General features: G+C 38.6%; 26 protein-coding genes. 17 read left to right on the top strand and 9 right to left on the bottom strand.

Annotated elements, in window-relative coordinates:
* The first annotated feature begins 307 nt into the window (after positions 1 to 307).
* The 15 genes from C7Y70_RS08205 to C7Y70_RS08135 all read left to right on the top strand — a co-directional run bounded on the left by C7Y70_RS08205 (position 308) and on the right by C7Y70_RS08135 (position 12,538).
* Complete coding sequence (locus C7Y70_RS08205; protein WP_245321433.1) at positions 308 to 3,850, top strand: contractile injection system protein, VgrG/Pvc8 family; 3,543 nt, start codon at positions 308 to 310, stop codon at positions 3,848 to 3,850.
* 14 nt (positions 3,851 to 3,864) lie between these two features.
* Positions 3,865 to 4,470 (top strand): hypothetical protein, encoded by a 606-nt coding sequence (locus C7Y70_RS08200; RefSeq protein WP_135474280.1) that lies wholly within the window; start codon positions 3,865 to 3,867, stop codon positions 4,468 to 4,470.
* A gap of 25 nt (positions 4,471 to 4,495) precedes the next feature.
* Complete coding sequence (locus C7Y70_RS08195) at positions 4,496 to 4,840, top strand: immunity protein YezG family protein (protein ID WP_135474278.1); 345 nt, start codon at positions 4,496 to 4,498, stop codon at positions 4,838 to 4,840.
* 409 nt (positions 4,841 to 5,249) lie between these two features.
* The gene (locus C7Y70_RS20585; protein ID WP_245321431.1) at positions 5,250 to 6,002 is read left to right on the top strand and encodes a hypothetical protein; all 753 of its coding nucleotides are present in this window, start codon (positions 5,250 to 5,252) and stop codon (positions 6,000 to 6,002) included.
* 10 nt (positions 6,003 to 6,012) lie between these two features.
* Complete coding sequence (locus C7Y70_RS08180) at positions 6,013 to 6,762, top strand: Imm49 family immunity protein (RefSeq protein ID WP_135474276.1); 750 nt, start codon at positions 6,013 to 6,015, stop codon at positions 6,760 to 6,762.
* Between the two features lie 33 nt (positions 6,763 to 6,795).
* The gene (locus C7Y70_RS08175) at positions 6,796 to 7,296 is read left to right on the top strand and encodes a hypothetical protein (RefSeq protein ID WP_135474274.1); all 501 of its coding nucleotides are present in this window, start codon (positions 6,796 to 6,798) and stop codon (positions 7,294 to 7,296) included.
* A gap of 31 nt (positions 7,297 to 7,327) precedes the next feature.
* A complete protein-coding gene (locus tag C7Y70_RS08170) occupies positions 7,328 to 7,672 on the top strand; it encodes a DUF600 domain-containing protein (RefSeq protein WP_135474272.1) in 345 nt (114 codons plus the stop codon).
* 35 nt (positions 7,673 to 7,707) lie between these two features.
* Complete coding sequence (locus C7Y70_RS08165; protein ID WP_135474270.1) at positions 7,708 to 7,950, top strand: hypothetical protein; 243 nt, start codon at positions 7,708 to 7,710, stop codon at positions 7,948 to 7,950.
* Between the two features lie 98 nt (positions 7,951 to 8,048).
* Positions 8,049 to 8,789 carry a hypothetical protein gene (locus C7Y70_RS20580; protein ID WP_245321430.1) on the top strand — a complete coding sequence of 247 codons (741 nt, stop codon included), beginning with the start codon at positions 8,049 to 8,051 and terminating at the stop codon, positions 8,787 to 8,789.
* Positions 8,790 to 8,813: 24 nt separating this feature from the next.
* Positions 8,814 to 9,014 carry a hypothetical protein gene (locus tag C7Y70_RS20640; protein ID WP_245321428.1) on the top strand — a complete coding sequence of 67 codons (201 nt, stop codon included), beginning with the start codon at positions 8,814 to 8,816 and terminating at the stop codon, positions 9,012 to 9,014.
* Positions 9,015 to 9,023: 9 nt separating this feature from the next.
* Positions 9,024 to 9,776 (top strand): Imm49 family immunity protein, encoded by a 753-nt coding sequence (locus C7Y70_RS08155; RefSeq protein ID WP_135474268.1) that lies wholly within the window; start codon positions 9,024 to 9,026, stop codon positions 9,774 to 9,776.
* 33 nt (positions 9,777 to 9,809) lie between these two features.
* The gene (locus C7Y70_RS20635) at positions 9,810 to 10,133 is read left to right on the top strand and encodes a hypothetical protein (RefSeq protein WP_245321426.1); all 324 of its coding nucleotides are present in this window, start codon (positions 9,810 to 9,812) and stop codon (positions 10,131 to 10,133) included.
* A 208-nt stretch (positions 10,134 to 10,341) separates the two neighbouring features.
* Positions 10,342 to 10,686, top strand: coding sequence for an immunity protein YezG family protein (locus C7Y70_RS08145; protein ID WP_135474266.1), 345 nt, complete (start codon positions 10,342 to 10,344; stop codon positions 10,684 to 10,686).
* 524 nt (positions 10,687 to 11,210) lie between these two features.
* The gene (locus C7Y70_RS08140) at positions 11,211 to 11,555 is read left to right on the top strand and encodes a PEGA domain-containing protein (RefSeq protein WP_135474264.1); all 345 of its coding nucleotides are present in this window, start codon (positions 11,211 to 11,213) and stop codon (positions 11,553 to 11,555) included.
* A gap of 263 nt (positions 11,556 to 11,818) precedes the next feature.
* Positions 11,819 to 12,538, top strand: a complete 720-nt coding sequence (locus C7Y70_RS08135) for a rhomboid family intramembrane serine protease (RefSeq protein WP_245321424.1) — start codon at positions 11,819 to 11,821, stop codon at positions 12,536 to 12,538.
* 31 nt (positions 12,539 to 12,569) lie between these two features.
* On the opposite strand, the gene C7Y70_RS08130 is transcribed toward C7Y70_RS08135, so the two are convergent.
* Complete coding sequence (locus tag C7Y70_RS08130; RefSeq protein ID WP_135474260.1) at positions 12,570 to 13,760, bottom strand: iron-containing alcohol dehydrogenase; 1,191 nt, start codon at positions 13,758 to 13,760, stop codon at positions 12,570 to 12,572.
* Between the two features lie 45 nt (positions 13,761 to 13,805).
* Positions 13,806 to 14,168 carry a DUF1294 domain-containing protein gene (locus C7Y70_RS08125; RefSeq protein WP_135474258.1) on the bottom strand — a complete coding sequence of 121 codons (363 nt, stop codon included), beginning with the start codon at positions 14,166 to 14,168 and terminating at the stop codon, positions 13,806 to 13,808.
* Positions 14,169 to 14,212: 44 nt separating this feature from the next.
* On the opposite strand from C7Y70_RS08125, the gene C7Y70_RS08120 reads away from it, so the two are divergent.
* On the top strand, positions 14,213 to 14,743 hold the full coding sequence (locus tag C7Y70_RS08120; protein WP_135474256.1) for a hypothetical protein: 531 nt from the start codon (positions 14,213 to 14,215) through the stop codon (positions 14,741 to 14,743).
* Positions 14,744 to 14,786: 43 nt separating this feature from the next.
* On the opposite strand, the gene C7Y70_RS08115 is transcribed toward C7Y70_RS08120, so the two are convergent.
* A complete protein-coding gene (locus C7Y70_RS08115) occupies positions 14,787 to 15,329 on the bottom strand; it encodes a carboxymuconolactone decarboxylase family protein (RefSeq protein ID WP_135474254.1) in 543 nt (180 codons plus the stop codon).
* Between the two features lie 109 nt (positions 15,330 to 15,438).
* Here C7Y70_RS08115 and C7Y70_RS08110 point away from each other — a divergent pair, with 109 nt between their 5' ends.
* Complete coding sequence (locus C7Y70_RS08110; protein ID WP_135474252.1) at positions 15,439 to 16,026, top strand: TetR/AcrR family transcriptional regulator; 588 nt, start codon at positions 15,439 to 15,441, stop codon at positions 16,024 to 16,026.
* A gap of 303 nt (positions 16,027 to 16,329) precedes the next feature.
* Here C7Y70_RS08110 and C7Y70_RS08105 read toward each other — a convergent pair whose 3' ends face one another.
* Genes C7Y70_RS08105 through C7Y70_RS08080 form a run of 6 tightly spaced genes read right to left on the bottom strand, consistent with a single transcriptional unit; the run spans position 16,330 to position 23,037 of the window.
* Positions 16,330 to 17,022, bottom strand: a complete 693-nt coding sequence (locus C7Y70_RS08105; RefSeq protein WP_280953827.1) for a VpsP family polysaccharide biosynthesis protein — start codon at positions 17,020 to 17,022, stop codon at positions 16,330 to 16,332.
* Positions 17,012 to 17,779, bottom strand: a complete 768-nt coding sequence (locus C7Y70_RS08100; protein ID WP_135474247.1) for a CpsB/CapC family capsule biosynthesis tyrosine phosphatase — start codon at positions 17,777 to 17,779, stop codon at positions 17,012 to 17,014. The genes C7Y70_RS08105 and C7Y70_RS08100 overlap by 11 nt, the downstream gene beginning before the upstream one ends.
* Positions 17,745 to 19,916, bottom strand: a complete 2,172-nt coding sequence (locus C7Y70_RS08095) for a polysaccharide biosynthesis tyrosine autokinase (protein ID WP_135474246.1) — start codon at positions 19,914 to 19,916, stop codon at positions 17,745 to 17,747. The genes C7Y70_RS08100 and C7Y70_RS08095 overlap by 35 nt, the downstream gene beginning before the upstream one ends.
* Entirely contained in the window at positions 19,916 to 20,431 is a 516-nt protein-coding gene (locus C7Y70_RS08090) for a polysaccharide biosynthesis/export family protein (protein ID WP_135474244.1), read from the bottom strand. Before C7Y70_RS08090 ends, C7Y70_RS08095 begins: the two co-directional genes overlap by 1 nt.
* Positions 20,432 to 20,439: 8 nt before the next feature.
* A complete protein-coding gene (locus C7Y70_RS08085; protein ID WP_135474242.1) occupies positions 20,440 to 21,621 on the bottom strand; it encodes an outer membrane beta-barrel protein in 1,182 nt (393 codons plus the stop codon).
* 15 nt (positions 21,622 to 21,636) lie between these two features.
* The gene (locus C7Y70_RS08080; RefSeq protein ID WP_135474240.1) at positions 21,637 to 23,037 is read right to left on the bottom strand and encodes an undecaprenyl-phosphate glucose phosphotransferase; all 1,401 of its coding nucleotides are present in this window, start codon (positions 23,035 to 23,037) and stop codon (positions 21,637 to 21,639) included.
* Positions 23,038 to 23,169: the final 132 nt, after the last annotated feature.

Here is a 23,169-nt window from a genome sequence, read left to right as displayed (position 1 = left end):
CCTTGTGAAATCAAGCATTAACATAACCTTGTTAATGCAACAATACATCTGTCCATAGATTGGGCGCATGATACAAACTAAACAGACATACTGTCAACCGTAGAATGCTCAAAAATACAACTAAAAGTTAACTTGACGACAAATTAATAATAAATGATTGTTTTCCTTATGCGAACAATGATAAAAATAAAATGAATAAACAAAAGGCTAATATCAAAACAATATAAATTAAAAATAAATTTGATAATTTTAATTCCTGAGTGTATTTTACCCCGATAATAGATCCACAAAGAAAGAGCAAAAGGATATGTCTCATTCTCGGTTATTGTTAGATATAAACAATAAAACTATGAACGTAACACAGGTAAAAGGATTTGAACGCCTTAATAGTACATTTGAGTTTTCCCTTATCTTCGATACGCATTCAGAACAGCCACTAAATGATTTACTTCTTCAGTCAGCTTTAATTACATTTGTAAATAAAGACAATTACTTTCGCCACCAATCTGGATTAATAACTAAATCTAATGATTTTGGGCTATACCATAATAAACGGCGCTATCAGGTCATAATAAAAGATAGGTTAAGCACGTTAAAAGACACGACGAATAGTAAGGTTTTTATTAATGTAAATGTCAAAGATGTGCTGTGTCATTTAGCTATGCAGGCTGGCTATTCACAAGGCCAAATCGATTTTAGATTAAGCTCAGCGCTTACAGATATGCCGCAATGCGTACAGGCAATGGAAAGTAATTGGCAATTTTTACACCGTTTACTCTCAGAGCATGGTTTGTTTTATTGGTTCGAAAGTAAAGATACCAGCGAAACGCTGATCATAAGTGACAGCAATCTAAATAGCCCCTATTTAGACAGAGGCATAATACAAGTCAAAAATAGTGCTGGTATGAATAACCAACACCAAGAGGCCTTTGTTGGCTTTATGCACGCCCAAGTGAATGAGTCAATTTATAACAGTGCCACAAGTAGCAGTCACTACGGGCAATTTGAAAATGTAGCCAGTAACAGTCAATCATTTTTTGAGCCCTGCGCTGCAACTCCAGCTCAAGCTAGTTCACAGGCGCAAAACTTTAATAACGCGATGGCAAGCCAAGCAAAAGTCGTCACACTTAACGGTAATGTATGTGATTTATTTGCCGGCTGCTCCATCTCGATAGATGACCAAACAGGTACAGGAACCAGTAGCGACTTAATGTGTATTGCTGTTGAGCACAACAGCGAGCAACCAAGCGACGAAAATAGCCATGACGGCTTAACTAAATACAGTTGCACAGCCCAATTTATTGAACGCGGTACGCCATTTAAACCAGAGCCAATACCTCATCAAGCAAAACCGATGGCGTTTCCTGCGAAAGTAGAATCATTGACAGGCAATGCATTTATTGATGACAACGGGCAATATCGGGCGCGTGTTGATTTTGATAAAGCCGCCCGACCTGTTACACAATCAAGCCCGGCGCTACAAAAACTAGCCTTGTATGCCTGCCAAAACCAGTCCCAAGCCACAGGTTGGCATTTTCCTTTGGTAGGTGACTCAGAAGTTCTCATTGGATGTATCAACAACGATCCTAACCATTCGTTTATTATGGGCTTTGCACTAAACGCTGATCAGCCAAGTGTTGTCACTGCCGCCAACCCAACGCATAACCGATTATTAAGTGCAGCTCACAACGAACTGTTATTTGATGATGACGACCAACAACCAAAAGTCATTTTGCAAACCCTTGCCAGCGAGCATTACCTTGAACTCAACGCCAAGCAATCTGGCCGCCAATTCATCGAATGGATAAGCCAACTCGGCACTATAAACTTGCACGCTGGGCGAGATTTATGCCTAGAAACTGAAAATAACAACGTACAGTTTGTTATTAAAAACAATCAATTCATAGATGTTAAAAATGCAGTATCGCAGCAAACCAACAACGGTAATATCAATTACCAAAGTGCCGGCAACCAAAACATCAACGGTAAAGAAGTCAGCGTAACCGCTGATCAAGAGCTGTCACTCGTCTCTGGCCGTGCAGTTAAAGTTAATGCGCAGAGCGATATACTACTTAAAACCAATAACAGTGACTTAAAGCTCAACGTACCAACTGGCTCAACATTTTTACAAACCAGCGAGTCAATTAACATCACAGGCTCCGGGCAAGGCGATTTAATCATTCATAACGCCGGCGGTGAAATTAAACTCGACAGCCAAGGCAATGCCACCATCATCGCCACCAATGTTCTCACCCTCGACAGCAACATGGTCACCTTTGATGGACCGGTTGATTACGATATTGAAAGCCCTGATACAGCCAGTAGCCCAAGTGCCTCAAACCCGGCCAGTATTAGCCGTATAAATAATGTAAACATTAACGACGCAGGCGTTGCAGCAACGACCGCCAGTGTAGTCGATTTAGAATATGTTTACCAAGACGGTAGCCCTGTTAAAAACGCGCCCTACACCATCACCTTTGATGATGGAACACAAGCTTCTGGCCAACTAGACGATTCCGGCCAAGCGCAATTAACTAATATTCCGAACGGCCAGTTCAGTGTTAAATACGGCGAAGACAGTCGCGATTTTCAGCCCGAAGATAACACCACACCGAACCCGCTTTATGGCCAAATAACCACCGCCGATGCTGTGCACATGATTAATAGCGGTAACACCGCAAAGCTTGAAGAAGCTGGCAATTTAGCCAGCCAAGCCGGCGATTGGTTATGGGGCACATTGCAGGGTGATTTTAATAAAAATCCCAGTACATCACAAATTGTGGTGGGTACCATTATCTCGATGATACCGGTGGTTGACCAAATCATGGATATTCGGGATATTTGTGCCAACGTTATGCTCCTGACCGATGATGATAAATCAAACGACAGTGACGGTTGGATAGCCTTTACCCTGACCGCCATTGGCTTAATTCCACTCTTTGGCTCTGCTATAAAAGGCGTAGGTAAAGTTGTCATTAAAAACAGTGGTGAGTCGATGGAAGCCGCCATTGCAGTGTTACGCAAGCTCGGCAAAGGCGACCCGGTAAAATACTTACGGGAAATAAACTGGCAGGATTTAGGCAGACAGGCCGCCAGTGAAGTAAAAGCCGTAATCAAAGGCTTTAGAGATACCTTACAAGAGGTCTCAACCAGCTGGAAATACGACCTTCTGCTGCCAGACTCTGCCATTGACGGCATGCAAGCCATGGTCAAACAACTTGATGAAGTCACCCCAAAAATTGACCAAGGCGTAAGAAACGCCGCGCAAGAAATTGGCAATCGCGTAAACAAAGCCCTCGATGAATTTGAGCCACCGGCAAGCACAGGTGTAGTGGGCAAACCGAAGAAAACAGTTGCCAATGAATTAGAGCCGCCGAAAGGGAATGATTTAAAAGGGGCTAAAGTAGCCAATAGATCCATTGATGAATTATTAGTAAATGGTAAAGTTCCTTCTATAAGAAATAATAAGTTTAATGAATGGTATAATAATTTATCTTTAGAGGAAATGAGATTACTTTGGGATGATAAAAGTATTCGAGAGAGTATTGAGTCTCGGATTAGAAAGCCTGGTGGCTATCACGAATGGTATATGGTCGCTAGAACACCAAAATTTAAAGAATGGGGCCTCCCCATGGAAGAAATGAAGCGAGTTAGAACAAAAATATCTGAGTTAAAATGGAAAGTACCTAACAGTGGCACTCCTGGTATGCACGGAAAAAAAGGGTCAGGAACCTTTCACAAAGAATTACTAGAAATAATTGACAATAGTAAATCTCTAGATCAATTTCATACTCAGTTAGAAACTTTAATTACTAGATGGAAAATAGATCCTTCAGTATTACCCAAATAAAATAGTGAGAACTTATGGAAAATTTAATTAAAGATTGGAAATGCTTTTGTCAAGGTACACAACAATTTGATAAATCCCATTTCACTTATTTATTTCATGAGGAAGGAATAATTAATAACGTTAATCAGATAACACAATTTATTCCTGAACAAGAGAGGATTACTCAGGTAATAAAGGACGTTTTGTCAATTAAAGAAGTCAAAGATAAAGTTAATATTACCGATGAAGCAATCATATCTCATGCTAAAAACTTTATATTAGAACAAGCTAATTTATTAGAGAATATGGATGATGAACTCCGAAGTGCAACAGATAGTTTTGAAGTTAAATTTGCAACGCCTGCTGAATTCGAGTCTCATCTAGATGACGATATTCCCCATTATTGGCTTTTTGATGAGTTTGGAGATTTAATTAGAGACACAAAGAAAAACGATGATGAAGTGGTATTTGCGTTTTTTGAAGCCTTATATGGAATTGACAATGACTATTATTTAAGTTGGTATATTGCTGCGCCTTTACTTGGAATTAAAATAAATTTAAGTAGCTATTATGAACTGTGGAAAAACAACTGCCAGATTTTATTGATAAAAGGTAAGTTGTTAATATTAAAGAATACATAAACTAATTACATGCTAAGTACAGCACATGCAACCAGACATAAAAAGCATCCCACAACAACTTGGGCAATACTTGTACCAGCAAATCAATGAGCCATGGCTTGAGGCTAAGCTTATTTTAGATTGCGAGGATGAAAACGTACTTGAATGTACAGCGCATTATCAAACTGCTTCTGATGCAAGCGACCAGCCAATTACCGTGACAGACGAGATAGTCGATTTATTCAGCACCCTATTTGAAAGTGCCACAAAGCACCAACCCGAAAACTGGACGCGCGCTATTTTTACCATCAGCCGCCAAGGTCAGTTTAACTTAAACTTTGGGCGCGATAATTACGATGATGAAGTTATCACCGCACAACAAACGCATTAATAAATAACTTAAATTCAAGTACAAAATAAACCCGCTCTCTAACAACATGGATGTTGTAAGGCTAGGCGCCACAGTCTTTTAAAGATTAGCGCCCTAGCCTTTCATTAGCTTTTACACCAGAAAAGCTTAAATACTCTGCAATAAAAGGCGTGGGTAAAGTCGTGATCAAAAACGACGGTGAGTCGATGGAAGCCGCCATTGCAGTGTTACGGCTTTTTACCCAACGAAAGTAGGCAAAGGCGACCCGGTAAAATACTTACGGGAAATAAACTGGCAGGATTTAGGCAGACAGGCCGCCAGTGAAGTAAAAGCCGTAATCAAAGGCTTTAGAGATACCTTACAAGAGGTCTCAACCAGCTGGAAATACGACCTTCTGCTACCAGACTCGGCCATTGACGGCATGCAAGCCATGGTCAAACAACTTGATGAAGTCACCCCAAAAATTGACCAAGGCGTTAAAAATGCAGCGAACGAAATTGGCAATCGCGTAAACAAAGCCCTCGATGAATTTGAGCCACCGGCAAGTACAGGTGTTGTGGGCAAACCGAAGAAAACAGTTGCCAATGAATTAGAGCCGCCGAAAGGGAATGATTTAAAAGGGGCTGCAGCGCTTAAGCGAGTCAGAAACCCTGCCCTTGACGCCCATTATAAAAACCTAGCTGCCTATGAAGCGGCATACGAGAAGAAACTAGCAAAAGCGATTGAAAATGGCGATTCAAATCGACGTATTGGCGCATTTAAAGCAAAACTTACCGAAGTTAAAGGTGAACGAGCAGCAAGTGCCTATATGGCAAAACACTTTTCTAAACCGCCTCCTCCTGCCAAAATGGAGCTTGGCTTTGGCCCGGGTCCTGGTGTCGACCAAATTTGGGCAAAGCGTGATAAAGACGGCAATGTACTCGAGTACTTTGTGGTTGAAGCAAAAGGGCCTGGTGCTAAGCTACAAGAAACAAGTACCAAAGGAAGGCAGATGTCTGATAAATGGATAAAAGCTAATATGAACGCGATGAAAAACTCCAAAAAGTATCCAGAACGAAACCAACTTGGGCAAGATTTGCTGGATGCTATTGAAGATCAAGAACCTGGTATTAAAAAATTGGTGATTGAAGCTGTTGAAGAAAGTGGCAATGTAGTTGGCGCAAAATTACAACCTTTACCTTAGAGAAATAAGAATGTTAAAGTTAAATAAGTTTGAAGAAGACTATGAGCGTGTTTTCAAGCGCGCTCCAAAAGTATTAGCAAAACGAGAGCCTCAGATTATAGACCTAAATCTAAGCGCGTATGACAGACAACAAGCAACTTTTGTCGTTGCTGGTAAGTATATTCAGTTAGCTTATTTAAATTATTGGTTAGAAAACTTTGACCAAGTGAAACCTAACCTTCAAAAAGCCGCTCCTTATGCTTTTTTACGTGGATTTGATCCAGACTTAAAAACCCACAATAATGATTGGACTATACAACAAGAGCTTAATATTGTCATACTGTTTGCTGAGCCAGACGTCATTGAGAAATTAAGTAACAGTGACTGGTTATTACCGAAAGACAATATTATCAATCAAGCATGTTATCTTTACGACCGTCTTCTAATGCAAATAGGCACTGGTCAAACACCCGTTCAATCAGATATTGATGCTGCCTTGCTTGAAGCTAAAACCACCAAAAACAAAGATGTGCTACAGTATATCCTCCCATTAACCGAAGCAATTTCCGCTTTAACATCAGGCAACAAAGCACTTTGGCAAGCCAGTATTGATAAAGCAATCAAATGGCACTCTGATGAATGTAAATTTGGCGATTACAAAGATATGGAAGAAGGGTTTATTTGTTTAAATGCCCTAACCATGGCTAAATTGGGTAAAGATATGCATGGTTGGCAATGCCAAACCGATTCACTCTATTTACCTTTATTTTTAATTGATTAGTTTCGATAATCACACAACACGAGCCTATTATTTATGAGCAGTTTAATTCACCTATCACTTATTGACGAAGATAGTTACCCTACTATGCTTAGCGGTGATGATGAAAGCAAATACCAACAATTGCTTGAAATTACTGAAGAAGAAGCCATTCATTGGCAGTCAATCGAAATAAACCTGCGCGGCTTTGAGCCCGCACTGCAACTATGGGATGCTATCGCAGGTAATAGCCGGTTATTATTGATTGCTAGCTTCAATTTTTTTCCCCATAAGCTACTTCCACCTGACGCTGACATTAGCGGCACTTTCGGCTTTTTCCCAGCCGATATGGTGAAAGATTTATATAACATAATGCAACAAGAATATAGCTTCGATATTAACAGCTTAGAGGGGCAGCATATTATCGCTGAAATTGAAAAGGATGGCGTTGATGAAGTAAACCCCGAAGCCTATGACCTCGTTCGAGACAAGTACTTTGTAACCTTTAGAGATGCGGCTGAGCAAGGTAAATCAATCGTCGTACTCATTGAGCAATAATTAACTATATAGAAAGCGCTAAGGACAGCAAATGCAATCCGACATTAAAAACATCCCCCAACAACTTGGGCAATACTTGTACCAGCAAATCAATGAGCCATGGATTGAGGCTAAGCTTATTTTAGATTGCGAGGATGAAAACGTACTTGAATGCACAGCTCACTATCAAACTGCTTCTGATGCAAGCGACCATCCAATTACCGTGACAGACGAGATAGTCGATTTATTCAGCGTTTTATTTGTTAAAGCCACCAAGCACCAACCCGAAAACTGGACGCGCGCTATTTTTACTATTAATCGCCAAGGCCAATTTAATCTCAATTTTGAGCGTGATAATCACGATGATGACGTTATCACCGCACAACAAACGCATTAATTTACGCTAATACAAAAACACTAAGGACAAAAAACATGGAAGTTACTAAAAGCTCTCGTACTAAATTAAGCCTAACCGCCTTACTTTTTTCAAATAAATATATCAAAAGCCCTGTAATTCGTATCGCAATCATCTTTGCCATCATTATCGCGTGTTTGCTGATGATCAAAGTAGCCATTTTGGCCTTTTACATCACGGTGTTTCTGTTAGTCGCTTTTTTTATCTGGACTGGCTGGAAGCGATTTACGAAACTTAAACATACTAAAACGCTCAATTAGATCATTAGCTTTTACACCAGAAAAGCTTAAATACCCTGCAATAAAAGGCGTGGGTAAAGTCGTGATCAAAAACGGTGGTGAGTCGATGGAAGCCGCTATTGCAGCACTTCGACTTTTACCCAACGAAAGCAGGCAAAGGCGACCCAGTAAAATACCTGCGTGAAATAAACTGGCAGGATTTAGGTAAGCAGGCCGCCAGTGAAGTAAAAGCCGTAATCAAAGGCTTTAGAGATACACTGCAAGATATTTCAACCAGCTGGAAATACGACCTTCTGCTGCCAGACTCTGCCATTGACGGCATGCAAGCCATGGTCAAACAACTTGATGAAGTCACCCCGCAAATTGACCAAGGCGTTAAAAATGCAGCGAACGAAATTGGCAATCGCGTAAACAAAGCCCTCGATGAATTTGAGCCTCCGGCAAGCACAGGTGTAGTGGGCAAACCGAAGAAAACAGTTGCCAAAGAATTAGAGCCGCCGAAAGGGAATGATTTAAAAGGGGCCGCAGCGCTTAAGCGAGTCAGAAACCCTACCCTTGACGCCCATTATAAAAACTTAGCTGCCTATGAAGCGGCATACGAGAAGAAACTAGCAAAAGCGATTGAAAATGGCGATTCAAATCGACGTATTGGCGCATTTAAAGCAAAACTTACCGAAGTTAAACGAGCAGCAAGTGCCTATATGGCAAAACACTTTTCTAAACCGCCTCCACCTGCCAAAATGGAGCTTGGCTTTGGCCCGTGTCCTGGTGTCGACCAAATTTGGGCAAAGCGTGATAAAGACGGCAATGTACTCGAATATTTTATAGTTGAAGCCAAAGGGCCTGGTGCTAAGCTATAAGAAACAAGTACCAAAGGAAGGCAGATGTCTGATAAATGGATAAAAGCTAATATGAAAGCGATGAAAAACTCCAAAAAGTATCCAGATCGAAACCAACTTGGGCAAGACTTGCTTAAAGCAATAAAACGTAAACAGCCAGAAATGAATAAGCTTGTAATAGAAGCAGTTGAAAAAAACGGAGCACTAATAGGTGGAAAGCTTCAAAAGTTACCGACAGAAATCTAAGAGAAACATATGTTAAAGCTAAACAAATACACTGTTGATGAATTAGAAGAATTATACGACGACCTAAATTTTATGGTTGAACATCGTATCCCCGAAATATTTGACAAGTCAGCCACTTCTGATGATCGCAAAAGCGCTACTTTTTGGGTGACCAATCAATATATTGACATAGCTTATACCCATTACGTACTCGAGAACTTTGACCAAGTAAAACCCTATTTGGAAAAAGCCGCTCCTTATGCTTTTTTACGTGGATTTGATCCAGACTTAAAAACCCACAATAATGATTGGACTATACAACAAGAGCTTAATATTGTCATACTGTTTGCTGAGCCAGACGTCATTGAGAAATTAAGTAACAGTGACTGGTCATTACCGAAAAACAATATTATCAATCAAGCATGTTATCTTTACGACCGTCTTCTAATGCAAATAGGCACTGGTCAAACACCCGTTCAATCAGATATTGATGCTGCCTTGTTTGAAGCTAAAACCACCAAAAACAAAGATGTGCTACAGTATATCCTCCCATTAACCGAAGCAATTTCCGCTTTAACATCAGACAACAAAGCACTTTGGCAAGCCAGTATTGATAAAGCAATCAAATGGCACTCTGATGAATGTAAATTTGGCGATTACAAAGACATGCTTGAAGGCTTTATCTGTTTAAACGCACTTACCATGGCTAAATTGGGCAAAGACATGCTTGGTTGGCAATGCCAAACCGACTCATTATATTTACCTTTATTTTTAATTGATTAGTTTCGATAATCACACAACACGAGCCTATTATCTATGAGCAGCTTAATTCACTTATCACTTATTGACGAAGATAGTTACCCTACATCGCTTAGCGGTGATGATGAAAGTAAATACCAACAATTGCTTGCAATTACTGAAGAAGAAGCCATTCATTGGCAGTCAATCGAAATAAACCTGCGCGGCTTTGAACCCGCACTGCAACTATGGGATGCTATAGCAGGTAATAGTCGGTTATTATTAATTGCTAGCTTCAATTTCTTCCCCCATAAGCTGCTTCCACCTGACGCTGACATTAGCGGCACTTTCGGCTTTTTCCCAGCCGATATGGTGAAAGATTTATATAACATAATGCAATAAGAATATAGCTTCGATATTAACAGCTTAGAAGGGCAGCAGATTATCGCTGAAATTGAAAAGGATGGCGTTGATGAAGTAAACCCCGAAGCCTATGACCTCGTTCGAGACAAGTACTTTGTAACCTTTAGAGATGCGGCTGAGCAAGGTAAATCAATCGTCGTACTCATTGAGCAATAATTAACTATATAGAAAGCGCTAAGGACAGCACATGCAACCAGACATAAAAAACATCCCCCAACAACTTGGTCAATACTTGTACCAGCAAATCAATGAGCCATGGCTTGAGGCTAAGCTTATTTTAGATTGCGAGGATGAAAACGTACTTGAATGTACAGCGCATTATCAAACTGCTTCTGATGCAAGCGACCAGCCAATTACCGTGACAGACGAGATAGTCGATTTATTCAACACCCTATTTGAAAGTGCCACAAAGCACCAACCCGAAAACTGGACGCGCGCTATTTTTACTATTACACGGCAAGGCCAGTTCAACCTGAACTTTGAGCGAGATAATCACGATGATGAGGTTATCACCGCTCAACAAACGCATTAATTTACGCTAATACTAAAATACTAAGGACAAAAAACATGGAAGTTACTAAAAGCTCTCGTACTAAATTAAGCCTAACCGCTTTTTTCAAATAAGCTCATCAATAGCCAAGCTATTTTTATCGCTATCATCTTCGCTATTGTGATTGCATGTTTGCCAATGATTAAAGTAGTCATTATGGCCTTCACATCACGGTGTACTGTTTATTAATTTGATATTCTACTATTTTTGCTAATCCTAACAACGCTAAAATTTCACTTTAAGTTACCACTTTATATACAGTATCAATAAAGTATTTATTGCCATAATCATAACAAAAAAGGCGAAATCCGCTTTTTTTTGCAACTATGATTTGAACCTTATCCTAATACATACTAAAATGCGCCTTGATTTATAATCAGATAAATTTTGAAAGTCATGGAAGACTAAAGTTGATATATAATCCTACCCCTTGCTATTCCATGATATTCATAAATACATTTTATATAAACAAAGATGTTTATAATGAAAAATTTAATGGAGTAATTATGAAAAAGTTAAGTGCGTTAGTTGCAGTAGTGATGCTATCTGGTTGCTCAAGTAGCCCTAAAGTTGAGCCTCAATCAACCCCTGTAGAAAAACCTATCGTTATTGAAAAACCGCAAAGCGATACAATTTCTTTAACTGTACTGACCTCCCCTGAAGATGCTCGCATTCGTATTATGAACATAAAACCGAAATACGAAGCAGGTATTGAGCTCGATGAAGGTAAATACGACATCGAAGTTACTAAAGGTGGTTACCTAACTTACAGAAAGTGGATTACAGTTAATAAAAAAACAATCCTGACTATTGAGTTAGATAAAATAGAAGTAACTCAGTCAACGTTATAATTTCTCATGATAGCAAGTACACCTTGCTATCATGATTATGTGCCCAAATCCTTCCTAATTTCAATTAGGGAGCCATCTCATGCGGAACAGTATAATCGTCAAACTATATACTGTTTTCGCAAAAAAACCTTGAGCGCTTTCACTTACTTGAAGATTTTCATACAGAAATTGATTTATGCCGCCATTGTGACGGTAGTTGGATTGAAAAAGACCAATTAGAAAGTGTAGAAAATAGCCCTAAACTAAAAGCAAGTTTAGACGAGTTGAATAAAAAAATAAGCTGGAAAACATATCTTTTCCAGTTTCTAACTCAAATGCCGGTTGAATATAACCTAAAGCCAAAACAAACACCGTGGGTTACACGTGGCTTAATCGTGATTAATGCAATCATTTTTGCATTGTACTTTTTTAATAGCGACACCTTTATGGCTACACTCGACATGTTTGCTATAAACCCCAGTAAAATTTCACAGGGTGAACATTTATGGACGGTGATCATCTGTGTTTTCTTGCATGGCTCCATCATGCACTTAGTCGGAAATATGTACTTCCTTTATATAATTGGCGATAACCTTGAAGATGTTCTAGGTCATAAAAAGTTTTTAATGTGGTATATGATATGCGGTTTAGCTGCGTCGTTTGCCAGCTTTGCCGTTCACCCAAACTCAACGATACCAAGCGTTGGTGCAAGTGGTGCGATAGCTGGGTTATTTGGCATGTATTTAATGTGGTTTAGGCATGCAAGTTTAACGTTTATGATCATTATTTATCAAAAGAAACTCTCAGCAGTCTGGTTCTTTGTGATTTGGTTAGGGATTAACATATTTGGTATGTTATCAGCACCGGATGGTGTTGATTATGGAGCCCATTTGGGTGGTTTTATTGCAGGTTTAATCATCGGTTACTTACTTAAAACCAAAATTAATCAAAACAACCCAATCATTCGGTTGCTAAACCAACCTGAAGCTCAGCTAAAACGCTAATGGATATAGCCTTCATCATGAAGGCTACTTTTCATTCGATGAGTTGGCTAATGATCGCCTCACATTCAGTGTGACTCATAAACGCGGGAACGGGGTAATCTGGATGTGCTTCTTTCATCGCAGCCGTTGCCAGCTCACTAACATCTATAGCACGTATTTCTGCTAATGTATTAGGAATTTCCAGCTCGAGTAATAGTTGCTCTATTGTTTTGAGCACTATTTTTGCTTTCTCCTGCGTGCTTTGCCCAGCGTGTGTTAACTCACAAAAGTCTCCAATAGCTGCAAGTTGAGGGTGAATTTTTTCACCATAAAGCGTTAATACAGGCATCAGTAATACACTATTAGCTAAACCATGTGCCGTGCCATAACGTGCTCCAAACTGATGTGCTATCGCATGCACATAACCCACTGAAGCCCTCGTAAATGCTTGGCCCGCATAGAAAGATGCAAGTAACATATTTTCACGCGCCACTAAGTTATCACCTTGATTAAATACCGTAGGTAGATTATTGAAGATAAGTTTAATCGCATCTAATGCTTTTTGATTGCTAAAGTCTGTGCCAATTTTACCAATGTAAGATTCAATTGCATGCGTTAACGCATCCACACCCGTTGCTGCAGTAATAAAGTTAGGTACACTTTGAGTCAATGGCGCAATTAAAACGGCATCGCTGGGGACTAAACAAAAATCAGTTATTGCGTATTTTGTTTGCGCTTTAGGATCATTGATCACCGCTGCAACTGTAGTTTCAGAGCCCGTGCCTGCCGTTGTAGGGATCGCGCAAAGTGGCGGCAGTTTCTTCAAAACTTTAAACAAGCCTTTTAATTGTTTGATAGACTTTTTAGGTTTAACGGAACGAACCGCAATCATTTTTGCACAATCCAGTACTGATCCACCACCTATGGCAACAAGGCCTGCACATTGTTTTTCGTGGTACAAAGATAATCCATTTTCAACATTATCAATGGTTGGGTTTGGCGAAACATCAATGTATAAATGCCATGATATTTTATGCTTATCAATAAGTGCTAACGTATGCTCAAGCACCCCTAAGTTAAATAATGTCTCATCACTGACAACCAGTAATGGCGCTTTTTTATCCCAGGTTTTTAACCATTGCTCAAAACCACTGTAGCCTGTGTACAAACGTGGATTGGGTATACCAATAAAAGTAATAATACACTGTAAAATAAAATGATAGCAGCGGTAAAAAAATGTCATTTCAATAACTTATCATATTAATTGTAAATTCAATATTGCATCAATTTAACGATATTGCCAGTAATAAAGGTAACCTAACAGACCACAATTTATAAAAATAGTGACCCATAGCCCAAATATGAACGCACGTTTTTTTGATTTATGCCTAAACCACTGCTGCGCTATAAGTGCGCCTGGCCAACCACATGCTATTGCTAAAATATGTAAGCTTCGTTCAGGAACTCGCATCATTTTCGTTGAAGGATTGGAAGCTAAACGCTTATCCCATTTATAAACCAATAACGTAATCATACTCATTAATGCATAGCCACCTACAACTATATGGGGCCAATAACCCAGTAAGCTTCCGACCAAGAGTGTGGCTAAAAAACACACCGAGAAAGTGATTAAAAATTTTTTAATTAACAAGCCGTGACCTATACTAGAATAATTAATAATAACTAGAGCTAATTATGTCATATATAAAAACAATTTTACTATTTCTAACCGTATTTATGGCGCCTGTAATAAGTGCTGAAGAACATAAAAACTTAGCCAAAGAACTACAAGTATTCGCGCCCTATATAGGTACATGGCAAGCTGATTTTGAAGTAGAAAAAGACAAACCAGCCATTCAAGATGTAAGTAAATGGGAACGAGCGTTAAACGGCATGGCGATTCGTACATCACACTCAATCAATGAAGGAGTGTATGGAGGCGAATCAATGATCTTTTGGGACAGTAAAGAACAGTCTTTAGTATTTTACTATTTCACCACCGCGGGCTTTTACACTAAAGGAACAATGAGTGTGCTTTCTCAGAGCAAATTTGTCGCTTACGAAACAGTCACAGGCTCAAAAGAAGGTATCACCAAAGTAAAATCAACCAGCGAATACAAAGATAACAAGTTTACTGTACTTACTTCATACCTAAAAAAAGGCGAGTGGACCAAACCTGAGCAACGAGTTTATACCCGCAGTGATAAAAAAGTAAAATTTAAATAATAAGGCGTTGAGTACGCAGAACATGTCTGCGTACTCAATTCAATCATTTAACGAACGCTTTAAAAGGCTCATCAATGGGTGTTTTTGCAAGGTGATTTGTATAATTGCTCATAACTTTTTGCGATAAACCGACAACAATTTCTAATAATTGCTGTTGCGCATAACCCACAGCGAAAAACGCCTCTATTTGCTCATCACTTATAACACCGCGGTTTTGTGTCATTGCCAAGGTTGTTTCTCGTAATGTTTCTAACTTTTTATCTGCTAATGGCGTTTTATTTACTAGCGCATCAACAATTGCCGGGTCAACTTTCATACTTGCAGCAATTGCACTGTGTGCTGGTACGCAATAGTGACAATTATGCTCAACGTTAATCGTTTGCCATACAACCGTTAACTCCTCAGCATTAAATGATGTGTTTTGAAACAGTTCATGCAGCACCTGATACCCCTCTAACAAAGTTGGCGCTTCTGCCATCACAGCATGCAAGTTTGGTAGCATACCAAATGCAGTTTTCGAATTAGCAATAAGTGGTTTTGCAGCGTCAGCTGCAGTTTGCTCTGTATGTAATGTAAATTCTGCCATTTTAATACTCCAAATAATAAAGTGTTTAAGAAAGTTCATGAGTATACTATTTGATTTTGAGCGATCGCTCAAGTTAAAATTGAGCAAGTGTTCAAAATAGGTTTTAACTATGGCTAACAAATTAAAGTTCGAACGTAATGAAGTGGTGCGAACTGCGGGTCAATTGTTTTGGCAAAAAGGCTTTAATGCAACCTCTACACGTGACTTACAAAATGCAACGAACATGCGCCCCGGCAGCATATATGCAGCGTTTGGATCTAAAGAAGGGTTGTATTGCGAGGCACTTAAAGACTATGCACAATTAATGGAAGGCCAACTGTCGCAAGCAATAAATGAACACAATTGCGTGCTAGACGGTTTAGCAAGCTTTGTAACAAGAGTGCTTATTGAGGACGCTGATTGCGCCCCGAGTAGGTTATGTATGTTAATAAAAGCAAATAACGAATTTACGCAAAATGAACCTGCATTGAAGGTTTTAAGTGTTGATTTAGCCAATGAATTTGAGGCTTTTTTAACAGCACTCTTTAAACAAGCACAGCACCAAAATGAGCTTAGTACAGACTTGAGCGCACTAGAATATGCCCGTTACTTTCAAATACAATTTACCGGATTGCGAAGCTATTTAAATCGCCCCAACACACAAGTACTGGCATCAGCATTAATTGATCAGATGTTTGCATCTCTCAAACAACTTTGAGTGCAATAGCAGCATCGACAGACGAAGTAAACAAATGTGTTTAATGATTTGGGGCTAACCGTCACTTTATAAAAACGGCCGAAAAAATACGAGTACCTACTGACAAAGTTGAGCCTCAAATGTGTAGGGGCTCTATGTTCACCATGCATAGATGAAATATCGGAATTAGCGGTTAAAACATTAAAGCCAATACTGGTAATATAAAAAGGCTTTGCTTGTACCTTTTTTTTACATTTACCCCGTCAGAACGACCTTCAGCAATACTTGTTATTTACGGTGAATATGCAATTAGCAAGTAGGTGCTTAGTTACAAAAGCGCACCTCAAGTGCTTGTATATTTACTTCTTCAATATATGATGATTTATTCAGTAATAAGCACACCATTTGAAGCTTATTATATTTCTTTGCCAATGCTAACTGCGCTTTTAGTCGATACTCTTTTAAAAAACTATCATGAACAATTTTGATATATAAACGCTTATCTTCATTATTTAGATAATTCCAATTAGTTAAATATATTTTACTAACAGTAAACATAACATGCTTAGTGTAGCGCCCTGTGGAATGGGCTTTAGCTATATAAAGTCTGGTTTGGTCATTCATTCCGTATAAATATGCACTTAAACTCGCTAGATCTGTCCAAGTCTCTGACCAATGTGGCCGAGTTTTAGTAGCGCTTAAATATAATCCAACCACATCAACATAACGTGATTTTTTTTCAGCACCGACAATAATCCCCCAGTGTAGTACCCTGCCTTGCGTATGTATGTAATGATTGTGCTCTGGATGGAAATGAACTGCTTTCTCTATTGCTTCTTTGGCTTGTTGATAGCTATTAACGGTTAACGACGCCCTATCGTCATTCCAACGCTCTAGAAGCGCATTTGTTTGAAAATAATATGTACTAGCGATCCCCCACCTAAATGCCACTAAAATTAAATACGCACATAAGCAAGCAATTATCAGCTTACATATTAAAAATACACTAACCTTCATCAAAAAGAGTCTGTGTTAGTTTTTGAGGCGTGATTTTAAAAAGAGTATCAGCTTTTTCCACGCCGAATTCTTTAGTAACTAAAGCATAGGCCTTAGATAAAACAGGTGGCCGACGGCTAATATTGTGGGCATCACTTGCAATTACGTCTACTTTATCTTGGGCAAGTAAAGACAGTGCATATGATTTCACCGTATTTCCAAACTCACCTGTAATACTTCCGGCTGTTACCTGTGTTAGGCAACCTAGGCGTAAATATGGATTTAATAACGAAGGGCTTTTTAGCAAGTCTCTATTTCTTTCCGGATGCGCAATTATCGGCTTATAGCCGTTGTTAAATAGCCATTTAACAAAATTTTCAGCTCCAGGTGGGATATGACTATGAGGAAACTCTAAAAGTACGATTTTATAGCCATTTACAGTACCTAAAGTTGGTATTTCGCCACTCATTAATTTAGCCATATGCACAATATCAAGTCTAAGCTCACAACTAGCTGCAACATTTATAGTCAAAGAGTGCTCTTTAATTATTTTTTTTAGGGTAGATAAACCAGCGAAAATAGTATTTTGGTCATTTTCAAATCGGCCGCTATGTATATGAGGAGTAGCAACAATATGCGTTGTACCATCTTGCTGCGCTAAACGAAGAAGAGACAAAGCGTCAGCTTCGTCTCTTGCACCGTCATCTATCCTAGGAATTATGTGACTATGAATATCAAACATTTTATGACTTTTTATCACCATACGAATAATAATCATAGTAACCGTGGTAGCCTTGCGTTTTAGAGACTTTATCTGTATCTAAATGGTTCAACACTACACCAGCTAGTTTTGCCTTATCTTGCAATAATCTACCAATCCCATTTTTAACCATAGAAATATGCGTATCATCACTTTTAACAACATAAATTACACTATCAGCACTCTTAGAAATCATTAATGAATCACTCACAGCTTGCACAGGAGCAGTATCTATAATGATTCTATCGTAGCGTTCTTTGAATAACTCAATCACTTTATTAAATTTGCTACTCGACAAAAGTTCAAGTGGGTTTGGTGGCAGCTGACCACAAGGCATAACATCTATGCCACTTTGTTCATCTTGGTATAAGCAATTTTCTAATTTTTCTGTTCCCGCAATAAAATTCGATAATCCTGGGTGATATGCCGGTATATCAAAGCGTTTACAGATACTGGGTTTACGCATGTCAGCATCAATCAGTAACACGTTTTCAATCTGACCCAGAGAGAATGCTAGATTGATTGACGTTGTCGTTTTACCTTCACCTGGTATTGATGAGGTGACTTCTATAACTTTATTATTATCAGCATCCATTTGCGATAAGACGACGCCTGTTCGAAGTGTTCTTACAGCTTCTGAAAACTGTTTTTGCTCTTTATCAAAAAATGCTCTCACATCCAGCTCACCACCTTTAGAAAGTGGGATCATGCCTAACATACGCATTGAAAGTTTACTTTCGATATCAGCTGGAGTTTTTATTGTGTCGTCAAGCATTTCAAATAAAATTACGAGTCCAACAAAAAACATGAGGCTGATAAAAAATGAAGCAGCAACAATAAGCTTACGATTTGGTTTAACTGGGTAAAGGCTCGCATCAGCTATGCCCGTAAATCGTGCAGGACTTGCTTTGTAATCACTGGTCGCTTCGGTTTCGCGTGAGCGTTCTAAAAATGTATTGTAAAGGTTTCGATTGGTATCTAACTCTATTTTTAGAGCGGTATATTGCGTATCAAGTTTGGTTATTTCGCTGTACTTACTACGAATTTCAGCAAGCTCGGCACGATATCTATTAACACGTTGAGCTGCTGTGTATGATTCTTTTTTTATACCTGCTATCAAAGATTTAATCTGTGAATTAACATGTTCAACACGCATATCGAGTTCTTCTGTAGCTGCAATCATGCGAGGATGTTTAGGACCATACTTTTTACCTAACTCCGCAAGCTTAAGTTGAGCACTTTCAAGCTCAGATCGCCCTTTAGATACTGAACTATGGCTTATGATTTCAGGTAAAGACTTAAGGCTTTCAAAATCAGATTGGCCCATTTTATTTATAAGCTCTAAAATATTATCTACTTTGTTTTTATCACTTTCAGCAATAGATAAAGTTTCTTGAGTTTTTTCAAGTTCGTTATCTATTCTCACCAAGGCACTTTCAATATCAACAATATTATTTTTTTGCCTAAAGCTTTCAAATGCAACTTCGGCGCGTTCAAGCTCTGACGTTAAACCCGCCATTTTTTCACTCATCCAGGCACTCGCTTTACGCGTAATACCCATTTTCGCTTCTAATTGAGTTTCAATATAAACCTCACCAATCGCATTTGCTACTGCAGCGGCTAGGTTTCTATCAGACGCTTGGTATGTGATATGAACTAACTGAGTCCCTCTGACTGGTTTAACTGTTAAACGTTGCCTGAAATCGCTAACTAACTGTGCCATTGCATATTCATGATCTAGCGCAGCGTCATTTGCCTTAGTCCCTACTAGTGAATATATATATTTTTTTGCACCTGATAATAAACCTGTTTTAGCTTTAAACTCTGGATGTTCAATCAAGTTGAGCTTGTCAATAACTGCTTCAGCAATGTACTTTGACTGTAAGATCTGAAATTGTGTGCTGTAAAATTCGCGCTTAGTATTGTTAAACCCATACATTTCATCAACAGACATCATACTTTTTTGTTCTGGTTCTATTAGCAATGTCGCAGTTGATTCATAAGTTGGCTTTATTTGCATCACTATAAATGCGGTTAACACGGATATAAGCAGTGAAATAAACACAAGTCGCCATTTATATTCCATACACGCGTATACATAACGTTTGTAGTCTAGAGAGTTATTTTTTTCTAAAAATGTATTTCGGGTATCCATTAAAAAAACCTCTGCTCAACCGTTAGCGTATCACCTGCATGTACTATCGAATCCAATGTTGCATCTATTTGTCTTGATTTATTTTTTTCTTTAAATAAAAAAATTTTTTCTTCTGATGCGCGTTCTGTAAAGCCACCCGCAATCGCAATCGCTTGATTTACGGTCATACCTGGTTGATATGCATAACTACCAGGCATACGCACTTCTCCATGTATAAAAAAAGGACGGTATTGAATTACGTTTACATAAACAGTAGGTTCAATTAAATAATCTCCCTTTAGCCCCCTGTATATTTTTTGTTGTAAGCTTTTCTCTGTAAGACCACTAACTTCAATTTCACCTAAAAAAGGGTAGTTTAGCTTTCCAGACCGTCCTATTTTAGTTTCCAAAGACAAGTCATCTTCTCCGTAAACCTTAATTTGTATAATATCGCCAGTATCCAATAAATATTTTGTCTCATCAGCGAATACTGAAATTGAAAAGAACAGAGCTAAGTAAAAGCAAAAAAACTTCATGTTTATCCTTACATTGAAACTTTAAAATTTAAGCCAATAAGTGTTTTGTCGTACCTGAATTGTGTTAAATTAGAGTCTTTATCTTGTATTGCGCCATATGCACTAATCTCGAGCCATCGCGCAGTACTGTGCACTAGTCCTATTACAAGTTCTTGAGAATCGTCTTCGCGAGTAACGCCTTCATAGTCATCATTTGTGAAGCTATATACAACGTTAGTGCCAAACCGCTCAGTCCAAGTATGCTCCCAGCCAATAGAAATACCTTTTTGATTGATGTAGTCACCAAATGCATCAGGATCAACAGCACCTGCTTCAGAAGTTAATACAAAAGTTGAATAGGTAAGCGGAGACCACTGAGCTTCTACGAGCCAACTTAAGCCATTAAAATCAGAGCGCTCAGCAGATTTAAATGACTTGTTCTGGTAACCAATTTTAGCAACACCAGTTGTTAATGCTGTCGCTTCCCAACGAAGTCCAATACGAACTTCAGAAACATCTGAATCCCGAGAATCGCCACTGATATCGATAACATCGTAGCGAATATCAGAATGGGAGGCATCAATAGATAAATCAGTTAATCCACTTAAAGAGTATAAAAACTCACCACCAAAAAGCAGTTCATCGACATCCCTGTATTGTGTTAAAAATCGGTTATTTGTATAACGTGTATCAGCATAGCTTGCTAAAACAGCAACACGAGAGGTATCAACCCCGCCGATTTCATAACGAACATCAGCATTTTGCTCTCTAAAATTACTTGCTTCTTTGAGTAATTCATCAAAGCCTTCTGTAAGACCACTACCACGTTGCTCAGTATCAAAATCATAAGAGTAGCTAAAATCAAAACGGTTGCTAGCTGAAGGCTCTAAATGTATTGACGTAGCTAAACCGCCATTAAAATAATTATCATCAGAGCTTGCTAAATATGTACCATTTTCAACATATGCACCTATTGAATACTCATCGAGTGCATCAATCATTTCAAAATTAACTGATGGTTTCACAATAATTTTTGTACTGGAGGTTTTATCAGCCGAGCGATTAAAAATATTGTTGTCATATTCAAATTTAGACTCAAGCAAAGGTGTTATATCCACTCCCGACTCAGTTTGAATTGAAGCGGGTTCTATAGCATATATAGACGAAGAGAAACTTGCGGCTAATGCCAATGCTAGCATACTAACTTTCATATTAATCCCTTGTTTTTAGTAAGCATTTTTACTTATAAAGCCTTTGAAAATAGTTAAAAATACAATTTTAAGATCAAATAATAACGACCAATTTTTTATATATTGCAAATCAAATTCGACGCGTTTTTCCATCTTTTCTAGTGTATCTGTTTCTCCACGCCAGCCGTTGATCTGTGCCCAACCCGTAATACCAGGTTTAACCTTATGGCGTAACATATAGAATTCGACCTTTCTTCTGTATTCTTCGTTGTGTGCAACAGCATGTGGCCTAGGCCCTACAATCGACATATCACCAAGTAAAACGTTAAAAAATTGAGGAAGTTCATCTAAACTCGTACGCCTTAGAAAACGTCCAAATTTGGTGATCCTGGGGTCTTCTTTCGTTGCCTGTGTGACAACTGTATTGTTTTCCATAACGCTCATGGAGCGAAATTTCCATACATTAATCTTTTGACCGTATAATCCGTAACGATGCTGTTTAAATAGTACAGGACCTTTGGATGTTAATTTAACACCCAAAGCAATAGCGCATAAAAGTGGAGAAATAAGCATGAGAATAACTGTAGCAAGTAGAATGTCTTCGGTACGTTTAACCCACTCACGGGCACCAAGATAAGGTGATTCAAAAACACTTAGTGTATCGATATTACCAATGTGCTCGATTCGGGCATGTATTAAATTCGATAATAAAAAGTCTGGAATAAAGTGCACATCAACAGTCGTGTCACCTAGTTTAAGTAGAATATCTGCGATTCGTTTTTCCGCTTTAAATGGTAACGCGATAAACAATACATCTATTTGACCACTCTTCGCCCTTTGGACAGCGCTGTCAATTCTACCCTCAATATCAAAGTTCATATCTTTGAATAAGCGCTCGGGCTTTCTATCATCAAAAAAGCCCACAAAGTCATATCCCAGTTCATCATGCTCAAGTATCTCGCTAAATAGGTTAGCCCCTGCTTCGGTCGCCCCCACTATTGCAACTTTATTAATACTCAACCCAAGTTTACGACGGTTAATCTTATATAGCCTGACAAAACCACGTGATATAAATAAGCCTATTGTTGATAAGGCAAACCATAAAGAAAGCGTTACTCTTGACAACTCTTCAGTAAACTTTAAAGCGAAAGCGATTATAAACAATAACGCAAATGTACTTGCTAAACTTACCCATGCAATTAAGACCATATGCCTTAACTTGCCGGCACGCCATGACCGGTACAAACTGAGTGTTTCAGCCGTATATAAATAGCCAATTGTAACGATTAATAACACTATTATGTAGTTATTAGAAATAATCGTTCCATATATAGCAGCAGCCATAAAAAGCGTTAAAATAATCGTAGCTATATCAACAAAACGATATAAAGCAGCAGATGAGTTACTACCCGTTTTAAATGTCCTTGATTTATTCACTATGCCTCCTTGCCATAAATAAAACGGCTAATAAAAAGTTCCCGTATTATAAACAATAAATCATCAAATAAAAACGAAAAAGGTACAAACAGAGTGATTTTATTTAAAAACCGAGGATTATCCACTCACCAT

The sequence above is a fragment of the Pseudoalteromonas sp. KS88 genome, assembly GCF_004766475.1.
Taxonomy (GTDB): Bacteria; Pseudomonadota; Gammaproteobacteria; order Enterobacterales; family Alteromonadaceae; genus Pseudoalteromonas.
The sequence above is the reverse complement of the archived record's forward strand: the minus strand, read 5'-3'. Positions and strand labels throughout refer to the sequence as shown.

Excerpts from the sequence above, each read along its gene's own strand:
- C7Y70_RS08205 (WP_245321433.1), top strand. The coding sequence starts at position 308 with ATGTCTCATTCTCGGTTATTGTTAGATATAAACAATAAAACTATGAAC.
- C7Y70_RS08200 (WP_135474280.1), top strand. The coding sequence starts at position 3,865 with ATGGAAAATTTAATTAAAGATTGGAAATGCTTTTGTCAAGGTACACAA.
- C7Y70_RS08195 (WP_135474278.1), top strand. The coding sequence starts at position 4,496 with ATGCAACCAGACATAAAAAGCATCCCACAACAACTTGGGCAATACTTG.
- C7Y70_RS20585 (WP_245321431.1), top strand. The coding sequence starts at position 5,250 with ATGGTCAAACAACTTGATGAAGTCACCCCAAAAATTGACCAAGGCGTT.
- C7Y70_RS08180 (WP_135474276.1), top strand. The coding sequence starts at position 6,013 with ATGTTAAAGTTAAATAAGTTTGAAGAAGACTATGAGCGTGTTTTCAAG.
- C7Y70_RS08175 (WP_135474274.1), top strand. The coding sequence starts at position 6,796 with ATGAGCAGTTTAATTCACCTATCACTTATTGACGAAGATAGTTACCCT.
- C7Y70_RS08170 (WP_135474272.1), top strand. The coding sequence starts at position 7,328 with ATGCAATCCGACATTAAAAACATCCCCCAACAACTTGGGCAATACTTG.
- C7Y70_RS08165 (WP_135474270.1), top strand. The coding sequence starts at position 7,708 with ATGGAAGTTACTAAAAGCTCTCGTACTAAATTAAGCCTAACCGCCTTA.
- C7Y70_RS20640 (WP_245321428.1), top strand. The coding sequence starts at position 8,814 with ATGTCTGATAAATGGATAAAAGCTAATATGAAAGCGATGAAAAACTCC.
- C7Y70_RS08155 (WP_135474268.1), top strand. The coding sequence starts at position 9,024 with ATGTTAAAGCTAAACAAATACACTGTTGATGAATTAGAAGAATTATAC.
- C7Y70_RS20635 (WP_245321426.1), top strand. The coding sequence starts at position 9,810 with ATGAGCAGCTTAATTCACTTATCACTTATTGACGAAGATAGTTACCCT.
- C7Y70_RS08145 (WP_135474266.1), top strand. The coding sequence starts at position 10,342 with ATGCAACCAGACATAAAAAACATCCCCCAACAACTTGGTCAATACTTG.
- C7Y70_RS08140 (WP_135474264.1), top strand. The coding sequence starts at position 11,211 with ATGAAAAAGTTAAGTGCGTTAGTTGCAGTAGTGATGCTATCTGGTTGC.
- C7Y70_RS08130 (WP_135474260.1), bottom strand. The coding sequence starts at position 13,760 with ATGACATTTTTTTACCGCTGCTATCATTTTATTTTACAGTGTATTATT.
- C7Y70_RS08120 (WP_135474256.1), top strand. The coding sequence starts at position 14,213 with ATGTCATATATAAAAACAATTTTACTATTTCTAACCGTATTTATGGCG.
- C7Y70_RS08115 (WP_135474254.1), bottom strand. The coding sequence starts at position 15,329 with ATGGCAGAATTTACATTACATACAGAGCAAACTGCAGCTGACGCTGCA.
- C7Y70_RS08110 (WP_135474252.1), top strand. The coding sequence starts at position 15,439 with ATGGCTAACAAATTAAAGTTCGAACGTAATGAAGTGGTGCGAACTGCG.
- C7Y70_RS08105 (WP_280953827.1), bottom strand. The coding sequence starts at position 17,022 with ATGAAGGTTAGTGTATTTTTAATATGTAAGCTGATAATTGCTTGCTTA.
- C7Y70_RS08100 (WP_135474247.1), bottom strand. The coding sequence starts at position 17,779 with ATGATTATTATTCGTATGGTGATAAAAAGTCATAAAATGTTTGATATT.
- C7Y70_RS08095 (WP_135474246.1), bottom strand. The coding sequence starts at position 19,916 with ATGGATACCCGAAATACATTTTTAGAAAAAAATAACTCTCTAGACTAC.
- C7Y70_RS08090 (WP_135474244.1), bottom strand. The coding sequence starts at position 20,431 with ATGAAGTTTTTTTGCTTTTACTTAGCTCTGTTCTTTTCAATTTCAGTA.
- C7Y70_RS08085 (WP_135474242.1), bottom strand. The coding sequence starts at position 21,621 with ATGAAAGTTAGTATGCTAGCATTGGCATTAGCCGCAAGTTTCTCTTCG.